Raw genomic sequence first — 21,635 nt, 5'->3', positions numbered from 1 at the left:
TTATCTCTCCTATCCATTTACAATCTCATCTAAATATGACCATCTTTCAATTAATCTTTCATATTCTTTATTTAGTTCATCTAATTTTTCTGTTAAATTTTGAAGCTTCGTATAATCAGAGCCAACCGTAGAGATTTCTTCTTCTGTCAGCATAATTTCTTCTTCGACTTTCGCAATTGTATCAGAAATAGTCTCCCACTCTTTCTGTTCTTTAAACGATAGCTTTTTCTTGTCACTTTTTGGTTTTGGAGGTTTTGGCTTTTCAATCTTTATTTCCTTAGTTATTTCCTTTTGTACTGCTGCTTGTTTTTCTAAATAGTCACTGTATATATCTAAGCTTTCTTCTACATTTCCCTTTCCATCTAGTATCCACAGTTTTTTCGCGATACGATCAAGGAAGAAACGATCGTGGGAAATTGTAATGACAACACCAGGGAAATGTTCGATAAAGTCTTCCAAAACTCCTAATGTTTCAATATCTAAATCGTTCGTTGGCTCATCTAATAGAAGTACATTTGGCTGTTCCATAAGCAATTTTAATAAATGAAGTCTTTTACGTTCTCCACCAGAAAGTTTTCCAATTGGAGTTCCATGGGTATGCAGCGGGAATAAAAAACGTTCAAGCATTTGGGCGGCAGAGTAACGTACCCCTTCAGCATCTGTAATATCGTTGGAAGCTTCACGAATATATTCAATCATACGTTCGTTTTCATTCATAGCAGGCAATACTTGTTTAAAATGTGCAATTCTTACTGTAGAACCTACAATCACTTCACCAGCATCCGGTTCCAGCTCGCCTGCAAGCATATTAAGCAAGGTAGATTTGCCATAGCCATTTGCACCAATGATTCCAATTCTATCACCTTGCTGCATTAAAAAGTTAAAGTCTTTTAAAATTACACGATCACCAAAGGATTTTGACAGATGTTCGCCCTCAATTACCTTTTTACCTAGTCGAGTTGTGGCTAACGCCAATTCTAAATTCGCATCATTCGAATTACGATCTATTTTCGAATCGAGCTCTTCGAAACGTTGAATTCTTGCTTTTTGTTTCGTTGTCCGAGCTTTTGCACCACGGCGAATCCATTTTAATTCTGAACGATAACGGTTGCGTAGCTTTTCTTGAGTCGCAGCATTCATTTCTTCACGAATTGCACGTGCCTCTAAATAATCTGCGTAATTTCCCGTATGACGATACAGTGTTTGATTTGCAAGCTCATAAATATGTGTTGATATTTCATCTAAGAAATAACGATCGTGGGTGATGAAAATCACGGCACCTTTAAGACGCAACACCATTTCCTGAAGCCATTCTGTTGACTGGACATCAAGATGGTTAGTAGGCTCGTCTAGCAAATAAAGGTCGGCTGGTTCAATTAAAACCTTTGCCAATGCTACACGTTTTTGTTGGCCACCTGACAACTTCGTTACATATTGATCGTACATATCGATGCCCAGTTTTGTTAATGCTTGCTTTGCAAGTGCATTGACATCCCAAGCTTTTTCCGTATCCATTTGCTGCTGCAAACGGAATAATTTATTTTGAAGTTCTTCAGATTGTGGATTTTTTGATAGTGCCGAAACCGTATCTTCATATTGTCTATTTAGTTGAAGTATTGGAGAATCACCTGAGAATACAGCTTGTAACACAGTTTCTCCATCATTAAACGTTGGCTCCTGTGGTAAATAAGCAATACGATACTTGTTTGGATGGTCAAGCTCAATGGAATCCGCATCCTGTACCCCTGCTAAAATTGATAAAAGCGTCGATTTCCCAGTACCATTGATGCCGATTAAGCCTGCGCGTTCCCCATCATATATAGTAAATTCGATATTTTCAAAAAGCGTTTTATCGCCAACTGTCTTTGTTAAATTTGATACAATTAAATGACTCATGAAATTCCTTCTTTTCTTTATTTTGTTGTCATTCAATGTTAGTTTTGTAAAGAATTCAACTAAACATCTACAACAATAACAATGCAAGTTTTATTGATTTAATTATAATAGATTTTCTAATTTAATTATAGCAAAGCAACTGCTTTAAGAAAAATTGCCCCTCTTAATAAAAAAGTGGTAGAGAAATCTGTTTAAGTCTCTACCACTTTTTTTCAAACTGCTTCATAAATGATATCACTAATTTATATTCATAGCTCCCTTTTACCTATCTAAGCTTTCCTTGTTTGTATAATATGAACTTTAGTTTACCTCCCATACCTTTACAATCAATATTTATTATGATTTAGTTCTTTATTATAGGAACTAACTTATTATTCTCTATTGGTGATGATAGTACTATTAATGTAGTTGAATCCCCGTAGGTACCCATTTCGTTAATAGCAACTTCAAGGGAGTGAAGTGTTTCACTAACTACTTTTACTAAAAAGTTATATTGGCCACTAATTCTATGTAATTCAACTACATCATTTGACTGATTGCAGAAATCTACAAAGTTTTCACAGCTTTTCGTATGGAATAACAGAAAGGCTGATATCGGTCTGTTTATTTTTTCTGCTCTTACAATAGCCCGATAGTGGTCAATAATTCCCTTTTCCTCCATTCTTCGCACTCGCTCCGTAACCGCTGGCTGAGAGAGTGATACCTCTTTTCCAAGATCCGTCATGGAAATTCGACCTTTCTCCTGTAAAATCAAAAGAATATCTTTATCCAATTCATCCATTATCTACTCCACCTTTATTTTCTAAGTAAAATACTCAAAATAAAATAAATTTCAAACTAATAACACCATATAAACTGGATTTTTCTATATAACTCCTTCTTTTAATTATATAAAATTATCCAAGAAGTTAATACTTTTATAAAGGAGTTAGGACTCTTGGGAAAAAATGAATTATTAAATCCAACTCAGATCGGCAACTGGCACTTGAAAACAAAAATTGTGATGGCTCCTATGACACGAAGTTTTGCTAACAACAATACAGGCACTGTTGGTGAAGATATTGTCAACTACTATCGGAGAAGAGCCAAAGATGGTATTGGTCTTATTATTACAGAAGGCATTATTCCTTCTCCTAGAGGCAAAGGCACTTTCGGTGTGCCAGGGCTATATACAAATAGCCAAGTAGATTCATGGCGGAAAGTAACTGAAGCTATTCATGAAGAAGGAGGAAAAATTGTTGCACAACTTTGGCATGTAGGAAGGTTGACACATCGAGAACTAACTGGAGGATTCCCGCCACAAGCACCCTCACCTATCAAGGCAGATGGTCTTGTCCATCGATTGCGGAAGCCGTATGACACTCCTGAAGAAATGTCTTTGGAGGATATAAAGGAAGTTATTAAAGAATATATTTCTGCAGCTAGAAACGCCATGAAGGCTGGATTTGATGGAGTTGAAATACATGGGGCTCACGGTTACTTAATTGATCAATTTAATTCTGAAATTACTAATAAACGAACAGATGAGTACGGGGGGGATTTGTTGAATCGCTTATCCTTTATGAAGGAAGTATTAAAGGCTGTTATTAAGGAAGTTGGCAAAGATAAAACTATTATTAGATTTTCTGAAATTAAAGATGATATCCCAGGTTATAGATGGGCTAATCCTGAAGAGAATATAAAGGCATTTATACAAGTGTTTAATGAAGTAGGAATACAAATTATCCATCCCTCGACAAATCATTTTACTGAAAAAGTATCTAATGACATGACTTTTCATCAACTAGTTAGAAAATATTGGGATGGTATTATTATCGGAGTAGGTAATTTAAATCCAGAGATTGCTTCAAAGGCAATTAAGGAGGGTACAATTGACCTAGCTGCCTTTGGACGTTCTCTAATAGCTAATCCAGATTTCGTTCATAAAATAAAAGAAGGACGTCCTTTAAAATCCTATCAAGCAGCAATTGATTTAAAATACTTATATTAGGAGAACTTAAACAATAAGTTGGACTTTTTATCAATAGTAACTCTTGTCATAAAAGGCACTCCAAATATTGGATTCTTATCTAACATTTGGAGTGCAGTTCATCTTAGTTAACGACTTCTGATAGTTTAATTTAAAGTTTCAGCTTTAAACCTTCATGTGTTGCTTTAAAACCTATGCGTTCATAAAACCTTAACGCGTCTGGCCTTTGTTTATCAGTTGTTAATTGTATTAAATGACAACCACGTTCTTTAGCATGTTGAATTGCCCATTTAATAAGTTCGGTACCTACACCTTGTCCTCTTACAGAAGCGGATGTTCTTACTCCTTCAATAGTAGCTCTCCATCCACCTTGATGTGTTATATAAGGTGTAAAAGTAATTTGTTGTACGCCGATTACTTCATTGCCTATACAAGCTACTACTAACTCATTGTTTGGATCAGATGTAATCGCCTCGAATGCTTTTATGTAACTAGTAGGAAGTGGATGCTCATAACGCTCACGCTTACTTCCTAAAAAATCATCTGCAAGCATTGCAACAATACTCTCTAAATCTTTTTCAGTAGCTATTCTAAACTTTATTTCTCTCTCCACTAAAATTCCCCCTCTTACTGTTATGCTATCCGACTTTATACCATAAAAAAATTATAATGTTTTTATGAGACTTCATAACATTCACTTATTGCTTTCAATAGCTAGTGTGTAATGAAATTAACTTATTAATTATCAACTGAAACCCTCTTCATTAATCGCTTTAATTTATGTTCTGTATCTGTTTCCTCTACTGGTGTATAAATGCTGCACCGTAAATCCAGATCACCTTGTACTTGAAGCGATGTTAAATTAAACAACATTTTACCGGCTTTAGCATGTCTAAATTCAATTACCATCTCCGGAGCCTTACTCACCTGACTTTCTTGCCATAATTGCTGAAATTCTGAATGTGATTGACTCATTTCTTTAATAAATTGGTTGTACCATTCATCGCCTAAATAGTGACCATAATAGGTTCGAAAAATAGCAAGAAATCCTTTTGCAAAATGTTCCCAATTAACAGCTAATGTTTTTAATTCCTTTCTAGCAAACACTAATCGAATCAAATTTCTTTGACTATATGGTACTTGATCAAAATCTAAAAAAACATGAGCAGCTGCATGATTCCAGCCCACAATATGGCAATGTCGATCCGTAATAATCGTTGGACAGTATGTTAATTCAACTAATATTCGTTTTAAAGAAGGACTAAGCTCTATTTGATCCTTTTTTGTATTTGTAATTTCCGATTTCGGTTCTAACGCTAAATCATATAAGTAATCTTTTTCATCATTATTTAATTGCAAGGCTGTAGAAATACAATCAAGTACGCTTGAAGAAACTTTTATATCTCTTCCTTGTTCAAGCCATGTATACCAAGTAGTACTTACACCTGCTAATTGTGCTACCTCTTCTCTTCGCAGCCCTGGTGTCCTTCTTCGGGTTCCTGCAGGTAATCCAATGGACTCTGGCTTAATTTGGGCACGCTTCGCTTTTAAGAATGTCGACAAAGCTTCCAGCCTAGTTTTATCATTCATCTAAAAAACTCCTCATAAATTTCAATTTAACCTAGTAGTAATTATACCAGGATAAACAATCCCTTGTAATAGGATAAGAGGTCTGTAAAATACAAGTATATAAATTGATTTGGAGGGATGGAAATGGAAAGAGTAGTTATTACGGGTATGGGAGTAGTTTCCCCTATAGGCAACGATATCCAAACATTTTGGAACAATCTGATCAATGGGAAGTCTGGTATATCTACTATTGATACATTTGATGTTAGTAATCATAAGGCAAAAATTGCTGGTATCGTCCAGGATTTTGATGCTGTTGAGATTTTAGAAACGAAAGAAGTAAGACGTTTAGATCGTTTTTCCCAATTTGCTTTAGCTGCAGCTGAACAAGCTTGGACAGATTCTAAATTAGACCTTGATAGTATAGATGCAGAAAAGTTAGGAGTGTATGTAGGTTCAGGTATAGGAGGAATTGAAACCTTGATTGAAAATATTGATTTGCTTAGGCAGAAGGGGCCAAGAAGAGTCAGTCCAACTTTAGTGCCTACTATGATTTCGAATGCTGCTGCTGCACAAATTAGTATTAAATGGAATGCTATGGGCCCTTCTATGTCGCCTGTTTCTGCTTGTGCAATTGGAAATACTGCTATTGGAGAAGCTTTTAGATTAATTCGTTCTGGAGAAGCTGATGTTATGTTTGCGGGTGGAACAGAGGCAGCTATAACAGACTTATCAATAGCAAGCTTTGGTAATGCTACAGCACTTTCAATAAGAAATGATGAACCCACTAAAGCAAGTCGACCCTTTGATGAAAATCGAGATGGATTTGTTATGTCAGAAGGAGCTGGAATTCTAATCTTAGAATCTTTATCTCATGCTTTACATAGAGATGCAAAGATTTATGCAGAAGTCATTGGATATGGTGCAAGTTCAGACGCACACCATATGGTAGCTACACATCCGGAAGGTAAAGGTGCCTATCTTGCAATGAAATCAGCTTTAAAAAGTGCAAATATATCGCCCGAAGAAATTGATGTAATTAGTGCCCATGCAACTAGTACAAAAGTGGGCGACATCTCTGAAACGATGGCTATTAAGCAGTTGTTTGGAAAGCGTGCTTATCAGATTCCAGTAACAGCTAATAAGTCTATGATTGGTCATATGTTAGGGGCAGCTGGAGGAGTTGAAGCAATTGCTTTAGCAATGAGTTTGAACGAAGATGTAATTCCTCCAACAATAAATTTAGAAAATCCTGATCCATTATGTGATTTAGATTATGTACCATTTGTTGCCCGCAAAATGAAAATAAGAAATGGTCTATCAAACTCATTTGGTTTCGGAGGTCATAATTCAGCTATTGTTTTAAAGAAATACTAGTGAATGAAATTTCTCATTAAACTAACCGTTTTTTTAAAAACGGTTAGTTTTCACTTCGTCATTAGCTGACATTGAAGTTAAAAACCACAAGGCTAATAAAATTAACCATATTAACGCTGCACCTATGATAAACCTTTTCATATAGTCCTCTTCAGCCTCTGTTATCCATGTCAACGGAAACTTCACTAACTTTGATTTAAATGCCATAATTTCTTTATAGGTACCGAATTATAATCGATTTCAAATCTCTCCTTCAATAACAGTCTATTTCTTTATGTATTGGAAATATAATAAGGCTACATTACAATCAGCTAGAGCTAAGTGGTTTGTACATTGTTATTGTGAATTATTATCTCAATTATAATTTACACTATTTGGAATTTCAATTGGTAATACATTAAAAAAATGATTGAAAGAGATAATATTACAACTCCTTCAATCATTTTTCATTATACTTGCTCAGCAGGTACTTCTTCGCCATTCAAGATTAGTTTGTATGTTATTTCTGCTTTAAGTGATGCGGACACGGCGCAATACTTTTCTTCACCTAAATGAATTGCCCGCCATACTTTTTTTGGTGTGATGTTGCCATCAACTACAAATGTAAGTGTAGCAGCAGTAAAGGCTGTCGGCAATTCCTCTCGACGTTCACCGTCTACTGTTATTTCAATATTTTCGATGTCATCTAAATGTGGTTTTAAAATCATTGTAACATCAATTCCAATACAGCCTGCTAATGAGGCTAGCAGCATTTCTGTCGGTGTTGCAGCCTTTCCTTCCCCACCATAATTAGCTGTCGCATCCATCGTCATTGGATATCCAGTCGGTCCAACTGCTGTAAAGGCACGTCCACCTTGCCATTTCGCTTTAATTTGCATTTTGCTCATTTCCTTTCATAATCAGTTAACCGCTTGAAAAATATTTAAATAACTAAGTTAAAATTCTGATACTTGTTGTAAAAATTTTTGTGCTCTTTCTGTTTGAGGATGCTCAAAAAATTCAACCGGGTTAGCATCTTCCACAATGACACCATCCGCCATAAAAATAATTCTATCAGCTACTTCTTTTGCAAATTTCATTTCATGTGTGACGATGACCATTGTCATCCCCTCTTCTGCTAAGTCTTTCATTACTTTCAATACTTCACCTACCAGCTCTGGATCTAGAGCCGATGTCGGTTCGTCGAATAACATTAATTTTGGTTCCATTGCCAATGCTCGTGCGATCGCTACACGTTGTTGTTGACCACCGGATAGTTGTGAAGGATATGATTCTTTTTTTTCGGCAAGACCAACTTTTGAAAGCAAGTCCGATGCAATTTTATATGCCTCATCCTTCTTCATTTTTTTAACGATTAGAAGTGCTTCCATTACATTCTCTACAACCGTTTTATGTGGGTACAAATTAAATTGCTGGAATACCATACCCGTTTCTTGCCGAATGGCGTGTACTTCTTTTTGTAATTCTTTTCTTTGTGCTTGTGGATCGATAACATGCCCATTCACATTGACGGTGCCGCCGGTTATAGCTTCTAAACCATTAATACAGCGCAGGAAGGTACTCTTTCCAGAACCACTAGGACCGATAACAGCTACGACTTGTTGTGAAGGAATCGTTAATGAAATGTTTTTTAGTACTTCGTTATCTCCAAAGTTCTTTTGTAGATGACTAATCTCAATCACGCAATACGCCCCCCCTTTAGTAAACAGACAATCGTTTTTCAATTTTATGCAATATAAATGTAAAGAACGTACTCATTATCCAGTACATTACAGCAATTGCTAAATAAAATGGCATATACACATAATACTGGGATACTAATAATTGGGCAGAACGCATTAGTTCTGTCACTGTAATAGCAGAAACAAGCGATGTTTCTTTTAGCATACCAACGAATGTATTTCCTAATGGAGGAATTGCATAGCGTATTGCCTGTGGAATGACGATACGGCGCATAGCCTGGCGTTCAGTCATCCCTGTTGCAATTGCTGCTTCCGTTTGACCTTTTGGTACTGACTCAATAGCACCGCGGAAAGCTTCTGAAACATATGCTCCAATATTAATACTTAGTGCAATGTAGGCAGCCGTAAGTGCTCCCAACTCAATACCAAAATCCACCAAACCATAGTAGACAATTACTATTTGAACAAGCGGCGGTGTTCCACGGATGATTGAAACGTATACTCTTGCAACCATACGCAGAACGCGATTGCCCTTAATTCGAGCAATCGCGGTAATTAAGCCAATAATTAAACCAAAAAACATCGAAACCAATGTGATATTTAAAGTATAGTATGCCCCTTTTAATAAAAAAGGGAGATTTTCAATAACCAGATTCATTGTAGTTACCTGCTTCCTTATTCTGCTGGAGGCGCTTCTTCAAACCATTTCATAAAGATTTCTTCGTACGTACCGTCTTGCTTCATTTCTTCTAAAGCTTTATTTAATGCCTCAACAAGTTCTGTATTTCCTTTTTTCACTGCAACTGCTGCCTTATCTGATTTTATTGGTTCACCAACCGCTTTAATTGCATAACCATTTTGTTCAACAACAGGTTTTAAAGCATATACATTATTAATTGTTGCATCAATACGACCTGAATCTAAATCTTTTAATGTTGTAATAACATCGTCGTACGTATTAATTGTAAAATCTCCAACTTCAGGCATTAATTCCGTACGTAAATACGTTTCATCATTTGTACCTAGTCCAACACCAATTTTTTTCCCTTTAAAGTCTTCTTTTGTTTGAATATCTGTATTTGATTCTTTAACAATCACTTTCACTTGGTTTGTAATGTATGGTTCTGTAAAATCAATTTGTTTTTGACGTTCTTCTGTAATCGTAACTTGACTTACTAAAATATCGAATTTGTCTTTTTGCAAACCAGGGATAAGCCCAGAAAAATCTTGTGCAACAAATTCAGCTTCCACACCAAGGCGTTCAGCCAATTCTTTTGCAATATCCACATCAAATCCATCGTACTCTTTATTTTCATTTAGGTAGTTATATGGAGCATATGTACCCATAATTCCTACAGTGATTTTACCTTCCTCTTGGATTTGCTCAAGAGCGTTTGCTTCGTCTTTATCTGCTTCTTTTGTTGTATTAGCTCCACATGCGGCTAAAAGTAATGAAGATACTGCTGCAAGTGATAGTAGCCATTTTGCTTTTTTCATGCTGTTTTCCCTCCTGTTTTAGACACCGAAAATGCCGAAAAATTCAAATTTTACGGTCTCTTCAATGATTTCTTGTAGTGAATGATGCTGCAATACTTGGCTTGATGAAGAAGATTTAAATAGCCATCGCGATAAAACCCCTTCAAGAAGACTCATTACAAAAACAGCCTGCATCTCTGGATTGATGCGTTCATTCGTCATATGTAATTCTTTTGCTTGTTTTATATTATTAGCAAAAGCAGCTTCCATATCCGTTTTAATTGCATCAACTTTTGTTTGTAATGTAGGCTGTGAATGAATCCCCTTTAAAATAATTTGCATTAAAAACGGATTTTCTTCTGCAAATTTAAATATATGTTCAAAAATACTCATTGAGGAAACAACTGAATCTTGCACATCTACTTTTGTTGTACGATATCCAATTTGGATTGCCTCTAATATTTGAACACGTCCAGCCTCGAGCATCTCTAAGCAAATCGCCTCTTTACTTTCAAAATGCCAATAAAAAGTTCCTTGCGATACTTCAGCTTTTGCAACTATGTCAGAAATTTTCGTATTCTCAAAGCCTTTTGTTGCAAATAGTTCTAATGCAATCTGTAATAATTGCCGCTTCCTATCTTGTCTTCGCACTCGATCTTGCATCATTCACACCTCCTAACTGACTCGTCAGTTAATTAAATCCTACAAATTAACTTGAGATTAGTCAAATGTTTTTACTTAATTTTTTTGGAAATTTATATAGCCTTAGAATTTTAAAAAAACAAATTAAAAAAAGTCATCTTGAAAAAATCAAAATGACTTCTAATGTATTTGTTATTTTAGGCTCTTCCTTCAATCTCATTCTTTAATTGGCTTAAAAAGTTTTCCATAAATGCATGTCTTTCTTCAGCCATTTGCTTTCCTTTTTCTGTGGTCATTAATTCCTTTAAAAGCAAAAGCTTTTCGTAGAAATGTGTAACTGAGGCTGTACTTTTTGAACGGTATTCTTCTTCTGTCATTTTTACCCGTACTTCCTCATGATTATCATAAAGCTTGCGTCCCTTCGCCCCACCAAATGCAAACGTTCGAGCAATTCCAATAGCACCAATTGCATCTAATCTATCTGCATCTCTCACAATTTTAGCTTCAATCGTTTTAGCAGGAAGTTGATTCCCACCATTAAATGAAACACTCGAAATTATTTCACGAATATGATCCTTTTTTTCTTCAGATATATTTAATGAATCAATTAAACGATTTTCATTATCTTTATTATCTGTATACTTTTTATCACTTACATCATGTAATAATGCAGCAAGGCGAACTACTTCTTTATCTGCTGTTGGCTCCGTTTCAAGTATTGCTTCTGCATTTTGTAATACACGTTCGATATGTTGAAAATCATGGCTTGCATCATAATTTTCATAAATCTCTTTAACAGAATCTTTTATTTGTGTAATCATACTTCATCATCTCCTATTGAAATTATAAATGAAAGGATTAAGACATGAAATAAAACTTTTCTTTCAGATAAACTTATTTTCTAGAAGTGTATTATATCTGGACTAGCCACAATAAGATAATATAAAAACTTATTTTGAGAGGAGATTATAAACTGTATAAAAACGAATTTGGGGCGCTAATTATTCGCATTGTCCTTGGAAGTATATTTTTAATTCACGGATTGGCAAAGTTTCAGGAGGGGATAGCTGAAACGATAAAAAGATTCGAAAGCTACAATATTCCATATGCTGACTATGTTTCTTTTGGTATAGCAGGAGTTGAATTAATAGGCGGATTCTTTTTAATTATCGGCTTTTCAGTCCGTTTTGTATCCGCTTTACTAATTATTATAATGACCGGAGCGATTGTATTTGTTAAATTTGATGCTGGTTTTTTAAATGGATATGAATACGATGTCGCATTACTAGCAATGTCCTGCTACTTGCTATTTGGGGGCAGTCGCTTACTTGCATTAGATAAACTTTTTGTTAGAGATACTAAAAAGAAATCCAAAGTTGAATTTAAAAGGAGCTATTAAAAAAATAGCAGGCAGAGCGATATTGTTCTACCTGCTATTTGTTACTTATTGTTTAACTAACTCTAAATCTACTGGAACGAATTCTTCAACTGTTTTACCATTTAAGTAATCAACTGCAGTTTTAATTGCTGCTTTCCCAATTTCCTCGGGCTTTTGTGCAACTGAAGCTGCCATTTTACCTTCTTCGATTTTAGCTAGCGCATCATCTGTTGCATCAAAGCCAATAACGATAATATCTTTATTGGCTGCTTCGATTGCTTCAAGGGCACCTAATGCCATCTCGTCATTTTGTGCAAAGACTGCTTGAATTTCCGGGTTTGCCTGCAGCATATTTTCCATAACAGTTAAGCCTTCGCTGCGGTCAAAATTAGCAGTTAGGCTAGATACGATATCAACTTTTCCTTCGACTGCAGTTAGGAATCCTTCACCGCGATCACGTGCAGCAGAAGAACCTGCAGTTCCTTCTAGCATGGCAACTTTTGCTCCTTCACCTGCTAATTCAAGTAAATACTCCCCTGCCAATACTCCACCTGCTACGTTATCTGATGCAATATGTGAAACTACCTCTCCACTTTCAGCTGAACGGTCAACTGTAATAACAGGAATTCCCGCTGCATTTGCTGATTCAACTGCAGAGCCAATTGCTGCAGAGTCTACAGGATTAATTAAAATAATATCAACACCTTGTTGAATTAAATCTTCAACGTCAGAAGCTTGTTTAGATGCATCGTCTTGTGCATCAACAATCGAAATTTCTGAGCCTAGTTCTTTTGCATTTGCTTCTGCACCTTCACTTAAAGTAACAAAAAACGGATTGTTTAAAGTTGAGATAGAGAAGCCGATTTTAAATGATGTTTTTTCACCCGTTGCTCCTTCTTCTGCATTTTTTAAGAAAGGAGATTCCATTGAACATGCACAAAGGATGATTGTCATTAATGCTACTACTAACAATAAAGTGAGCTTTTTCATATAAAGTACTCCTTACGCTGATTTTTTACGATCCATTAAAACTGCTAACAAAATTACGATACCTTTTACTACTTGCTGCCAGAATGACGACACACCAATCAAGTTCATTCCGTTATTTAATACACCGATAATTAACGCACCGATCAGTGTTCCAAAAATCCAGCCTTTACCACCGTTTAAGCTTGTACCACCTAGTACAACTGCTGCAATTGCATCTAATTCATAAGATTCCCCTGCAGTTGGCTGAGCTGAATTTAAGCGTGAAGTTAAAATAAGCGCAGATAATGCTGCTAAAAATCCAGTAATTGCATAAACCGCTATTTTTACTCGATCTGTGTTAATTCCAGATAATTTTGCAGCTTCCTCATTTCCACCAACAGCATAGACGCGACGTCCAAATGTTGTTTTTTGTAAAATAAAGTATAGTATGAAAAATGCAATAACCATCGTTACAACAGGAACTGGGAATCCTAAAAAGTATCCTTTCCCGAATAATTGAAATGAATAATGATCACCTAAACCCGAAATTGGGCGACCTTCTGTAAATACTAAAGTTAAACCACGGTAAATTGTCATTGTTGCAAGTGTTGCGATGAATGGTGCAACCTTTCCTTTAGTAATAACGACCCCGTTAATAGCACCTAAAATTAAACCTAAAATTAAAGCGATTCCCATTGTTAGAAATGGATCCAATCCGCCTGCTAGTAAACTTGCAGCAATAGCACCTGTTAAGGCTAAAGTTGACCCAACTGACAAGTCAATTCCACCTGTTAAAATAACAAATGTCATACCGAACGCAATAATTGCACTAATTGAAACCTGTCGAAGTACATTAAATATATTGGCAATTGATAGGAAGCTAGGGTTTAATACTGAAACAATAATAATTAGCAAAAGTAACCCGAATAACGGTCCTAGCTTTGATAACATTTCTTTTGATTTAATAGACAAGTTGCTCTCCTCCTGTTGCATAATGCATAATGACTTCTTGTGTCATTTGCTCTTTATTGACTTCACCAGTTAGCTTTCCTTCTTGCATAACGATTACACGATCAGCGATGCCAATGACTTCTGGCAACTCAGATGAAATCATTAAAATTGCAACACCTGCTTCTGCTAGCTGATTGATAATATGATAGATTTCTTTTTTCGCGCCGATATCTACACCACGAGTTGGTTCATCTAATATTAAGATTTCAGGATCAGTACCTAGCCATTTCCCAATTACGACTTTTTGCTGGTTCCCACCACTTAAAGATTTAGCACTCTGTTCAGGACTTGAAGTGCGGATTTTAAGATCTTCGATATATTTCATCACCATTGAAGTTTCTTTTTCTTTATTAAGAACACCAGATGATGAGCATTTTTTAAGATTAGCTAAAGCGATATTCTCTTTTATAGAAAAATCTAAAACCAACCCTTGTGTTTTACGGTCCTCCGTAACAAAGCCGATACGATGGTTCATCGCATCAATTGGTGATTTAATCGTTGCCTTTTTCCCGTCAATGAAAATCTCACCGCTGCTAGCTTTTCGATAACCAAAAATGGTTTGTGCAACTTCTGTACGACCGGCACCCATTAAACCAGCAACAGCCAATACCTCTCCTTTTTTCAATGAAAAAGAAATATCCTTAAATAGTCCATTTACAGTTAAGTTTCGGACTTCCAGCTTTGTTTCACCAATTTGGCAATTTCGTTCTGGGAAACGTTCCCCAAGCTCCCGTCCTACCATCATTGCTACAATTTCATCAAAATTTGTTTCAGGAATATTTCGTACACCAACATACCCGCCATCTCGCAAGATTGTAATACGATCACAAATTGCAAAAATTTCTTCCATACGGTGTGAGATATAGACAAACGAAATTCCTTTTGCCTTTAATTCGCGAATCGTTTTAAATAAAGTTTCAATTTCTCGATCTGTTAATGCAGCAGTCGGTTCATCCATAACGATATATTTTGCATCACTTGCAATTGCTTTCGCGATTTCAATAATTTGTTGTTTCCCTACAGATAAATCACCAGTTCGCATTCTTGGGTTGACATCTAACCCTAATCTTAAAAGAAGTTCGTGTGCTTCTTTTTCCATTTGGCGAGTTTTTAAGATTCCAGTTTTGCCGTAAGTCAGTTCTTTACCTAAAAATAAATTCTGTGCAACAGTCAAATCTGGCAAAATATTTAACTCTTGATGAATAACGATAATTCCATATTTCTCAGCATCTTTAGGTGATTTAAAATGAACAACCTCTCCATCAACTACGACTTCCCCAGCGTCTTTTGTATAAATACCGCTTAAAATTTTCATCATTGTCGATTTCCCAGCGCCGTTTTCACCCATAAGAGCATGGATTTCACCATCTGCTAAATTAAATTGCACATTATCTAACACGACATTGCCACTAAATGATTTTGAAATACCTTTCATTTCGATCATATGAATCACCTACTTTTTTATGGTTATATTAGAAAAGCCATTCTTATAAGTTTTAATTAAAAAATAACGCCGCATTGTAAGATAACATTTGCATATGGTGTTGTTTCACCTGTTCGAATAATTAATCTTGTATTTTTCGTAAGAGCCTTAAACTCCTCATGAGATACGTATGAGATGTTTGGACATTTCATTGAAAGTTCATTTCCAACTTGCTCATTATTTGTTTTTACTTCTTCTGCAACAATGGCAGCTTCTACAACTAAGTCTTCTAAAACTACGTCTAAAATCGTAGTAAACGGCGGTTCCCCTAATCGATATGCTAAATCAATACATGGGACATTATTTGGTATTGGTAACCCACAATCTGCTATAACAATTTGATCAGTATGACCTAATTTAGCAAAATGTCCTGCTAATTCTCTGTTTAATATCCCGTGCTTTTTCATTTTTGTTCCTCCAAACGTGCATTCACTTCCTGTAGCGTCGGCATACCACCCTGTGCGCCAAATTTTTCAACTGAAAGGGATGCAGCGATATTTGCAAAATAAACTGCTTCATCAATTGAACTACCTGAAGTAATGGCATGTGCAAAAGCTCCATTAAATGTATCACCTGCACCTGTTGTATCAATGGCAGTTGTTTTGTAGCCTGCGATTCGCACGATTTCGGATCCATTATGGTAAGCAGCACCGTCGCCGCCCAAAGTCACAATAATTTTATTTGGATATTGTTTTAATACCGTTTCGTAATCTGCTCCAAACATTACTAGACATTCTGTTTCATTTGGCGTTAAGAAAGTTACCTTTTCAATCCACTCACGTTTAAAGTTTGCAGCTGGTGCTGGATTAAGTAACACAGGTATTTCAAATTGCTGGCAAATTTCTAATACATATTCAATAGTTTCTACTGGAATTTCTAGCTGCAGCATAATCAGACTACTTTTTTTGATTAATTCCATATTTTCATCAATTAAATCTTTCGTAACATCAAAATTGGCACCAGGTACAACGATAATACGGTTATCTTGATCATGCAGTAAAATATTCGCAATTCCAGTAGAGTTGCTAGTTCTTACAACACTATCTACGACAATGTTTTCATTTTCTAAATTTGACTTTAGTTCATCACCAAAGCTATCTTTCCCAACTGCACCGACCATTTGAACTTGACTTCCTAATCTTGCAACTGCAACAGCTTGATTTGCCCCTTTCCCACCAGGAATCGTTGTAAATAAATTTCCTAATACGGTTTCTCCTTGTTTAGGAAAAATATCTGTTTGAATTGCAATATCCATATTGATACTACCGATGACTGTAATCATTATGTTGACTCCTTTCGAGTTGTCTCACGAATGTATAATTGCGGATCTATACATTTGGACACATTTAATATGGTTTTTCCTTCAATTTGTTGTATTAACATTTCCGTTGCAGCTTCCCCTAATTTATAAATATTTTGGGCTACTGTAGTTAAGCTTGGAGTTACAACTTCTCCCATTTGCGTTCCATCAAATCCTACAATTTGTAGTTGTTCAGGAATCTTCTTACCTAATCGATGTGCCGCTTTTAATGCGCCAATTGCAGAGGCATCACTAAATGCAAAAATGCCATTTATGTCTGGATGACCTTGTATATATTCAAAAACGATTTGTTGTGCAGCTTCAAAATCATATGGACTTTCAATAATATGTGTTTCGATCTGCCTACCTTCTATTGCCTGTAAAAAACCATCCAGTCTAAGCTTTGTTGAGGACAATGTAGTTGGCCCGGTTAAACAAAGAATTGACGTTGCACCACTTTGTATTAAATAGTCCGTTCCAAGCTTTGATCCTTTTTGATTGTCGGTTGTGACAGTTGGAATATCCAAGTCTAGCGGGCGGTCTAGCGCTACCATCGGAATATTAAATTCGTTATTATGTTTGTCGCTGTCAATTATCGAAGTTAAAATAATTCCAGCCACGTATTTTTTAGAAAGAGTTTGCAGGTAATGCTGTTCCTTCTCTACATTTTCATCTGAATTGCATAGTATAACTGTATAACCGTATTTAAAAGCCGTATCTTCCACCGCTCTAGCCAGCTCCGGAAAGAATGGATTTTTAATATCTGGAATAATTAACCCAATAAGGTCCGACTGTTTAGTAGATAAAGATCTAGCAACCTCACTCGGGGTATAATTTAATTCTTTAATAGCACATTCTATTGCTGCACGCGATTTCTTTCCAACGTATCCGCTTTCATTTAAGTATCTAGAAACCGTTGCAACTGAAACATTTGCTTTCTTTGCTACATCACTTATATTTGCCATTTATCTATCACACTCTTTATTAGAATCATAGAGATTTTTCAAATATGGTACCGGTTACATATAATACCACAATGTGTAATCGGTTCCACATTATCAAAGATTGGTGTGACATATATTGTGTAATCGGTTCCACATATAAGGATAAAATAACTGTAATTAATATTAATACCTCAAAACATATTATAGTATGTCACATTTATAGAGTTTAGGCTATACTAAAATTTCATTTTTTATAAAAATATTTTTTAATGCTCTCAAGCAAACTATGAGAACCCTTATAAAGTCTATGTTTTTAGCTTTTTTAACAGAACTTTTTTATAAATTTTTTAAAACAATTCTACCTTACAAGATGTTTTTATGCCTACTTTACATGGAGAAACAAGGAATTTATGAGGAAGTTTAATTTCAATGGTGTGGCAGGACCGAGTTTACAATCAATTGGACCTCCATCCATGAAAAACGAAAAAGATTGTGTACAGAAGCAAGATTAAAGCTAAGATCATCTTAAAAAAACGTTAAAGATCTTTATCCTTTACATTTTTTTATAAAAAATTTCAGCTTTTTCATATCCTCTGTTTCAAATACTATTCCTTCCGAATCTAAAAATATAAAATACGGAGCACTTTTAATATTTAATTCTGGGTACGTCTTGTCTACCATTTCAATATCCATCAAAATAATCTTAAAAATCTCTTTCTCATAATGATTTGATAGGAACTTAGGTTTTTCTAAGAATGAATCACTAGGAAAAATAATTATAATTGATAATCTCCCTTATTTAGGCAAGTCTTGTGAAAATCCTTTGTTTTCGTGAAAATCCTCTTTAAGATAAGTTATAATCAAAAATAAAATAACACTCGATAAACCAATAAATACTAATTCTTTCATTTTACCCCTCCCCTTTAAATTTATCTTTACTTGCTATATTGAATATTACCCTTTCCATTGGATATAGAATAAAAAGGGATGCCTTAGCAACCCTTCATTTGAAAATTTTCACGAACCAAATTAGTTCTGAAAGTTATTTAATTTATATTAATCTGTGGACACTTAATTTTATATATATGTACTCCCACAACTATCAAACAAAATAAAACACTTACACAAGTAATCCAGAAAATAACCTTTCCACCAATTGTTACAGAATTGGATAAAAATACTGAAAATAATATTAACAAAGAACATATTAATCCCCAATAACCTATAGAGAACTTAGTTATATGACTTAAAAGATAAAATCCGATTACACTTACCATATATATAACGCTTACTATCATAATGGCTGGGAACATTGGTTGGAATTTAGACGAATAAACAAAATAATCCAGTTGGCTTATGTCCTGCCCACTTGTTATATTATGATTAAAAAAATGAGTGAATGGTGTTGAATATTCCCATTCTATTGAATTATAAGTATAAGTAATGGCGCTTCCCTCATACCAAGCGACAAATGTTGATACCATTAAAATAAACATTCCTAAGGAGAGTTGTAATATATATTTAAACAATTTTCATCCTCGCAATCATACATACTTATTTCAAGTAAATTATCTATCATACCATTATTAGTACATACTAATTTATTGCCCTATCCTTTCCTCTATAAGAAAAAATATGGACATATACAATCCGATAAATTAATCAAAGATTACATAATCCCCTTCTTTGATTCCTTTCCTTCTAAACCATCCGAAATTTACCTCAATTGCATAACGATAGAAAATTCCTGGATTGTAAATAGGACATTCTTCCACTTTGCATAGTTCCATATCTAGTATTTTGAGAATTTTACCATCTGTATCAATAAAAGCAATAGATAAAGGAATTAAAGTATTTTTCATCCAAAAACCGCCATATATTTTTTCAGAAAACACAAATAACAATCCTTCATTTTCAGGTAAATATTCAACAAACATTAAGCCCTTTTCTCTTTTTTCTTTAGTATTTGCAACTTGAACAAATAATTTGGTTTCCTTTTCTCCACCAATTATTCTTATTCTTTTTTTCACCATTTCCCTTCCCTTCGAGAAAAATAGCTATAAACAAGATCGGACTATGTTTCAAAGAATTTTATTACCAAGTTAAATAAAGCGATATTTGCTTGAGAATTGCATGATAATCAAAGTAATTGTGAACCCAACAATTAGATACCATAGTATATAGGAAGGAGCTATAAAAATTAATAACCCGAATAATATAGCTATTAAGGAGCTACTTGCAAGTGAGTGTCCACTCGTTGTTTTATTTTGAATGAAATTGTATATAGTTAATGGAAGTGCTAAAGTAAATATCGGAATATAGATCATTACAATAGACATTTTAATTAGGGAAACTGAAAGCACTGCGATGATGAAACCGATTGAATTAGTAAGAGTTCTTCCTGCAAACATTTTGCCTGAAAAGTAGCCGTAGATCAGAATTAATATAATGATTAAACTAGCACAAATTCCCATTATTTCTACAAATGAAATACCAATAATGTAAGCTGACAGTGAAAAGCAAATTAAAGAGATGCATGATAACAGCAATAGTGTAGAACTTTGCACTTTTTTAATATTCATCACATTTGTAAAACTGACAAGAAACAGTAAAGTAATTGGGATTGTTAAATACCCCAATTCAATATTGCCGCCATAAATTTGATTGATATAGCTTACCTCTAGTTTCCCGACTATTATAATTACAAGTGCAGCAGCAATATGACCAAGCAACTCCCAATTGCTTGAAAGTTTATAAGCTTCAGTAAGTTTAGTTGTAGATACAATTAAAACGATACCTATAAGTAAGGCTACATATAACAAACCTTTCCCTCCCTAAATTGGTTTATAAAATAAATTAAAACTGACCATTATAATCATCTGGGACAATTGTTCTTAAATAATTTTTTTCAGTATCTTCCATTAAATCATAAACTATTGTATAGCTCTCATTCTCTTCGATTAATGCCCAGTTACTGAAATTTTCTATAAAAACCTTTTTATCATTAGCAAGGATAATCCAGTGTTCTTCGGAAGATTTATGCTTACTAATTACTTTTATCTGTTCTGTTGTAGTTTCTAGAACATCATTATTACTTCCATTCATATAAAATAGAATGCCTAATATAATTAATAAAGTTGAAGTAACTAGGAAAATTATATTTTTTTCACTTCATTGCTCCTTTTAAATCCCATAGGAATAGCTGTACTTCTTCTACCGCTATTCACCCCTACTAGTTCAGTATAAATTTTTGTTTTTCTCTTGGTATATTTTAACAAAACCATAGATGCATAGAAAACCCATTATCTTCAAGATACTGTTACCGATTATTGAATCATCAATGGTAATTGACATAAAAAAACTTCCCAGTAATAAAAGAAAAAAACCAAATAAAAATTTCATAATTACTCCAATCTATTCCTTTGTAACTTGCACTCAAAGGCCAAAAAGCGTGGCCATTATTAGTGAAAGATATTTTATTTACTATCATTAACCTTAAATTCAATTTTCGCTTTTATTTCATACCTTTTCCCTTGTTCAGAATCCCCATCGGCTAATACATTAAAATCAGTAAATCCATTTACAACATAATGTCCCTTAGGAAATTCTTGGTTCATAATTTGTTTCATAAATTCTATGTATTTTTTTTCATCCTGTGAACTATACCCACCACTACCCATATATTCTTGACGGATTGGTTCCCCTTTAAAGAGTTTAGTAGTTATAAATGATTGGGCATAAGATAATCAATTTCGTAATTTCGAGTTGTCTCAACCATTGGAAAATAAAATGGGGAATTTGCATGAGAAATTTCAATCTCTTCTTTATCTCCTATATATTCAAGTTCCGTTATATATTTTTACCGTTTCATTGTCACTGTACTGGGCTTTTTCTGTTACAAGCCGATAAACAAAGTCTTCCTCCTTGACTACAGCATTC

General features: G+C 34.6%; 23 protein-coding genes. 3 read left to right on the top strand and 20 right to left on the bottom strand.

Annotation, left to right across the window (positions count from 1 at the left end):
- Positions 1-9: 9 nt before the first annotated feature.
- Positions 10-1,896, bottom strand: a complete 1,887-nt coding sequence (locus tag MKY04_RS08660; protein ID WP_126294463.1) for an ABC-F family ATP-binding cassette domain-containing protein — start codon at positions 1,894-1,896, stop codon at positions 10-12.
- Between the two features lie 343 nt (positions 1,897-2,239).
- A complete protein-coding gene (locus MKY04_RS08655) occupies positions 2,240-2,677 on the bottom strand; it encodes an Lrp/AsnC family transcriptional regulator (RefSeq protein ID WP_126294464.1) in 438 nt (145 codons plus the stop codon).
- Between the two features lie 156 nt (positions 2,678-2,833).
- On the opposite strand from MKY04_RS08655, the gene MKY04_RS08650 reads away from it, so the two are divergent.
- Positions 2,834-3,886, top strand: coding sequence for an alkene reductase (locus tag MKY04_RS08650; protein WP_346235649.1), 1,053 nt, complete (start codon positions 2,834-2,836; stop codon positions 3,884-3,886).
- 130 nt (positions 3,887-4,016) lie between these two features.
- Here the strand turns inward: MKY04_RS08650 and MKY04_RS08645 are convergent, their stop codons facing one another.
- Positions 4,017-4,478, bottom strand: coding sequence for a GNAT family N-acetyltransferase (locus tag MKY04_RS08645; RefSeq protein WP_346235648.1), 462 nt, complete (start codon positions 4,476-4,478; stop codon positions 4,017-4,019).
- A gap of 125 nt (positions 4,479-4,603) precedes the next feature.
- A complete protein-coding gene (locus MKY04_RS08640) occupies positions 4,604-5,455 on the bottom strand; it encodes a helix-turn-helix transcriptional regulator (RefSeq protein ID WP_126294467.1) in 852 nt (283 codons plus the stop codon).
- Positions 5,456-5,578: 123 nt separating this feature from the next.
- Between MKY04_RS08640 and fabF the strand changes: the two genes are divergently transcribed.
- Positions 5,579-6,811 (top strand): beta-ketoacyl-ACP synthase II, encoded by a 1,233-nt coding sequence (fabF, locus tag MKY04_RS08635; protein ID WP_346235647.1) that lies wholly within the window; start codon positions 5,579-5,581, stop codon positions 6,809-6,811.
- 449 nt (positions 6,812-7,260) lie between these two features.
- Here the strand turns inward: fabF and MKY04_RS08630 are convergent, their stop codons facing one another.
- The 6 genes from MKY04_RS08630 to MKY04_RS08605 form a co-directional block, all read right to left on the bottom strand.
- Positions 7,261-7,689: an OsmC family protein gene (locus MKY04_RS08630; protein WP_346235646.1), complete on the bottom strand. Its 429-nt coding sequence runs from the start codon at positions 7,687-7,689 to the stop codon at positions 7,261-7,263.
- 57 nt (positions 7,690-7,746) lie between these two features.
- Positions 7,747-8,493, bottom strand: coding sequence for an amino acid ABC transporter ATP-binding protein (locus MKY04_RS08625; RefSeq protein WP_126294469.1), 747 nt, complete (start codon positions 8,491-8,493; stop codon positions 7,747-7,749).
- Between the two features lie 16 nt (positions 8,494-8,509).
- Positions 8,510-9,151 carry an amino acid ABC transporter permease gene (locus MKY04_RS08620; RefSeq protein WP_126294470.1) on the bottom strand — a complete coding sequence of 214 codons (642 nt, stop codon included), beginning with the start codon at positions 9,149-9,151 and terminating at the stop codon, positions 8,510-8,512.
- A gap of 17 nt (positions 9,152-9,168) precedes the next feature.
- Entirely contained in the window at positions 9,169-9,990 is an 822-nt protein-coding gene (locus MKY04_RS08615) for a transporter substrate-binding domain-containing protein (protein WP_126294471.1), read from the bottom strand.
- An 18-nt stretch (positions 9,991-10,008) separates the two neighbouring features.
- Positions 10,009-10,635, bottom strand: coding sequence for a TetR/AcrR family transcriptional regulator (locus MKY04_RS08610; RefSeq protein WP_126294472.1), 627 nt, complete (start codon positions 10,633-10,635; stop codon positions 10,009-10,011).
- A gap of 173 nt (positions 10,636-10,808) precedes the next feature.
- Complete coding sequence (locus MKY04_RS08605; RefSeq protein ID WP_126294473.1) at positions 10,809-11,432, bottom strand: HD domain-containing protein; 624 nt, start codon at positions 11,430-11,432, stop codon at positions 10,809-10,811.
- A gap of 134 nt (positions 11,433-11,566) precedes the next feature.
- Here MKY04_RS08605 and MKY04_RS08600 point away from each other — a divergent pair, with 134 nt between their 5' ends.
- Positions 11,567-12,010 (top strand): DoxX family protein, encoded by a 444-nt coding sequence (locus MKY04_RS08600; protein ID WP_346235645.1) that lies wholly within the window; start codon positions 11,567-11,569, stop codon positions 12,008-12,010.
- 45 nt (positions 12,011-12,055) lie between these two features.
- Here the strand turns inward: MKY04_RS08600 and rbsB are convergent, their stop codons facing one another.
- The 10 genes from rbsB to MKY04_RS08550 form a co-directional block, all read right to left on the bottom strand.
- A complete protein-coding gene (gene rbsB, locus MKY04_RS08595; RefSeq protein WP_126294474.1) occupies positions 12,056-12,979 on the bottom strand; it encodes a ribose ABC transporter substrate-binding protein RbsB in 924 nt (307 codons plus the stop codon).
- A 12-nt stretch (positions 12,980-12,991) separates the two neighbouring features.
- On the bottom strand, positions 12,992-13,909 hold the full coding sequence (gene rbsC, locus MKY04_RS08590) for a ribose ABC transporter permease (protein ID WP_281274610.1): 918 nt from the start codon (positions 13,907-13,909) through the stop codon (positions 12,992-12,994).
- Between the two features lie 10 nt (positions 13,910-13,919).
- Entirely contained in the window at positions 13,920-15,413 is a 1,494-nt protein-coding gene (locus tag MKY04_RS08585) for a sugar ABC transporter ATP-binding protein (protein WP_126294476.1), read from the bottom strand.
- A gap of 56 nt (positions 15,414-15,469) precedes the next feature.
- Complete coding sequence (gene rbsD, locus MKY04_RS08580) at positions 15,470-15,859, bottom strand: D-ribose pyranase (protein WP_126294477.1); 390 nt, start codon at positions 15,857-15,859, stop codon at positions 15,470-15,472.
- Entirely contained in the window at positions 15,856-16,734 is an 879-nt protein-coding gene (gene rbsK, locus MKY04_RS08575; protein ID WP_126294478.1) for a ribokinase, read from the bottom strand. The genes rbsD and rbsK overlap by 4 nt, the downstream gene beginning before the upstream one ends.
- Complete coding sequence (locus MKY04_RS08570; protein ID WP_126294479.1) at positions 16,734-17,717, bottom strand: LacI family DNA-binding transcriptional regulator; 984 nt, start codon at positions 17,715-17,717, stop codon at positions 16,734-16,736. Before MKY04_RS08570 ends, rbsK begins: the two co-directional genes overlap by 1 nt.
- A 1,025-nt stretch (positions 17,718-18,742) precedes the next feature.
- Positions 18,743-19,225, bottom strand: coding sequence for a DUF4306 domain-containing protein (locus MKY04_RS08565; protein ID WP_346235644.1), 483 nt, complete (start codon positions 19,223-19,225; stop codon positions 18,743-18,745).
- 129 nt (positions 19,226-19,354) lie between these two features.
- Positions 19,355-19,729: a DUF192 domain-containing protein gene (locus MKY04_RS08560; RefSeq protein ID WP_126294481.1), complete on the bottom strand. Its 375-nt coding sequence runs from the start codon at positions 19,727-19,729 to the stop codon at positions 19,355-19,357.
- 69 nt (positions 19,730-19,798) lie between these two features.
- Positions 19,799-20,518, bottom strand: a complete 720-nt coding sequence (locus MKY04_RS08555) for a UDP-N-acetylmuramyl pentapeptide phosphotransferase (RefSeq protein ID WP_346235643.1) — start codon at positions 20,516-20,518, stop codon at positions 19,799-19,801.
- Between the two features lie 34 nt (positions 20,519-20,552).
- Entirely contained in the window at positions 20,553-20,801 is a 249-nt protein-coding gene (locus tag MKY04_RS08550) for a hypothetical protein (protein WP_346235642.1), read from the bottom strand.
- Positions 20,802-21,635 lie beyond the last annotated feature (834 nt).

The organism is Lysinibacillus telephonicus (assembly GCF_039654155.1).
Lineage (GTDB): Bacteria > Bacillota > Bacilli > Bacillales_A > Planococcaceae > Ureibacillus > Ureibacillus telephonicus.
The sequence above is the reverse complement of the archived record's forward strand: the minus strand, read 5'-3'. Positions and strand labels throughout refer to the sequence as shown.

What these genes read in the sequence shown, in the direction of transcription:
- rbsK (WP_126294478.1), bottom strand. Translation starts at nt 16,734, where the DNA reads ATGATTACAGTCATCGGTAGTATCAATATGGATATTGCAATTCAAACA.
- MKY04_RS08605 (WP_126294473.1), bottom strand. Translation starts at nt 11,432, where the DNA reads ATGATTACACAAATAAAAGATTCTGTTAAAGAGATTTATGAAAATTAT.
- MKY04_RS08560 (WP_126294481.1), bottom strand. Translation starts at nt 19,729, where the DNA reads ATGGTGAAAAAAAGAATAAGAATAATTGGTGGAGAAAAGGAAACCAAA.
- MKY04_RS08610 (WP_126294472.1), bottom strand. Translation starts at nt 10,635, where the DNA reads ATGATGCAAGATCGAGTGCGAAGACAAGATAGGAAGCGGCAATTATTA.
- rbsB (WP_126294474.1), bottom strand. Translation starts at nt 12,979, where the DNA reads ATGAAAAAGCTCACTTTATTGTTAGTAGTAGCATTAATGACAATCATC.
- rbsC (WP_281274610.1), bottom strand. Translation starts at nt 13,909, where the DNA reads ATGTTATCAAAGCTAGGACCGTTATTCGGGTTACTTTTGCTAATTATT.
- fabF (WP_346235647.1), top strand. Translation starts at nt 5,579, where the DNA reads ATGGAAAGAGTAGTTATTACGGGTATGGGAGTAGTTTCCCCTATAGGC.
- MKY04_RS08655 (WP_126294464.1), bottom strand. Translation starts at nt 2,677, where the DNA reads ATGGATGAATTGGATAAAGATATTCTTTTGATTTTACAGGAGAAAGGT.
- MKY04_RS08620 (WP_126294470.1), bottom strand. Translation starts at nt 9,151, where the DNA reads ATGAATCTGGTTATTGAAAATCTCCCTTTTTTATTAAAAGGGGCATAC.
- MKY04_RS08615 (WP_126294471.1), bottom strand. Translation starts at nt 9,990, where the DNA reads ATGAAAAAAGCAAAATGGCTACTATCACTTGCAGCAGTATCTTCATTA.
- MKY04_RS08630 (WP_346235646.1), bottom strand. Translation starts at nt 7,689, where the DNA reads ATGCAAATTAAAGCGAAATGGCAAGGTGGACGTGCCTTTACAGCAGTT.
- rbsD (WP_126294477.1), bottom strand. Translation starts at nt 15,859, where the DNA reads ATGAAAAAGCACGGGATATTAAACAGAGAATTAGCAGGACATTTTGCT.
- MKY04_RS08570 (WP_126294479.1), bottom strand. Translation starts at nt 17,717, where the DNA reads ATGGCAAATATAAGTGATGTAGCAAAGAAAGCAAATGTTTCAGTTGCA.
- MKY04_RS08640 (WP_126294467.1), bottom strand. Translation starts at nt 5,455, where the DNA reads ATGAATGATAAAACTAGGCTGGAAGCTTTGTCGACATTCTTAAAAGCG.
- MKY04_RS08660 (WP_126294463.1), bottom strand. Translation starts at nt 1,896, where the DNA reads ATGAGTCATTTAATTGTATCAAATTTAACAAAGACAGTTGGCGATAAA.
- MKY04_RS08550 (WP_346235642.1), bottom strand. Translation starts at nt 20,801, where the DNA reads ATGAATGGAAGTAATAATGATGTTCTAGAAACTACAACAGAACAGATA.
- MKY04_RS08585 (WP_126294476.1), bottom strand. Translation starts at nt 15,413, where the DNA reads ATGATCGAAATGAAAGGTATTTCAAAATCATTTAGTGGCAATGTCGTG.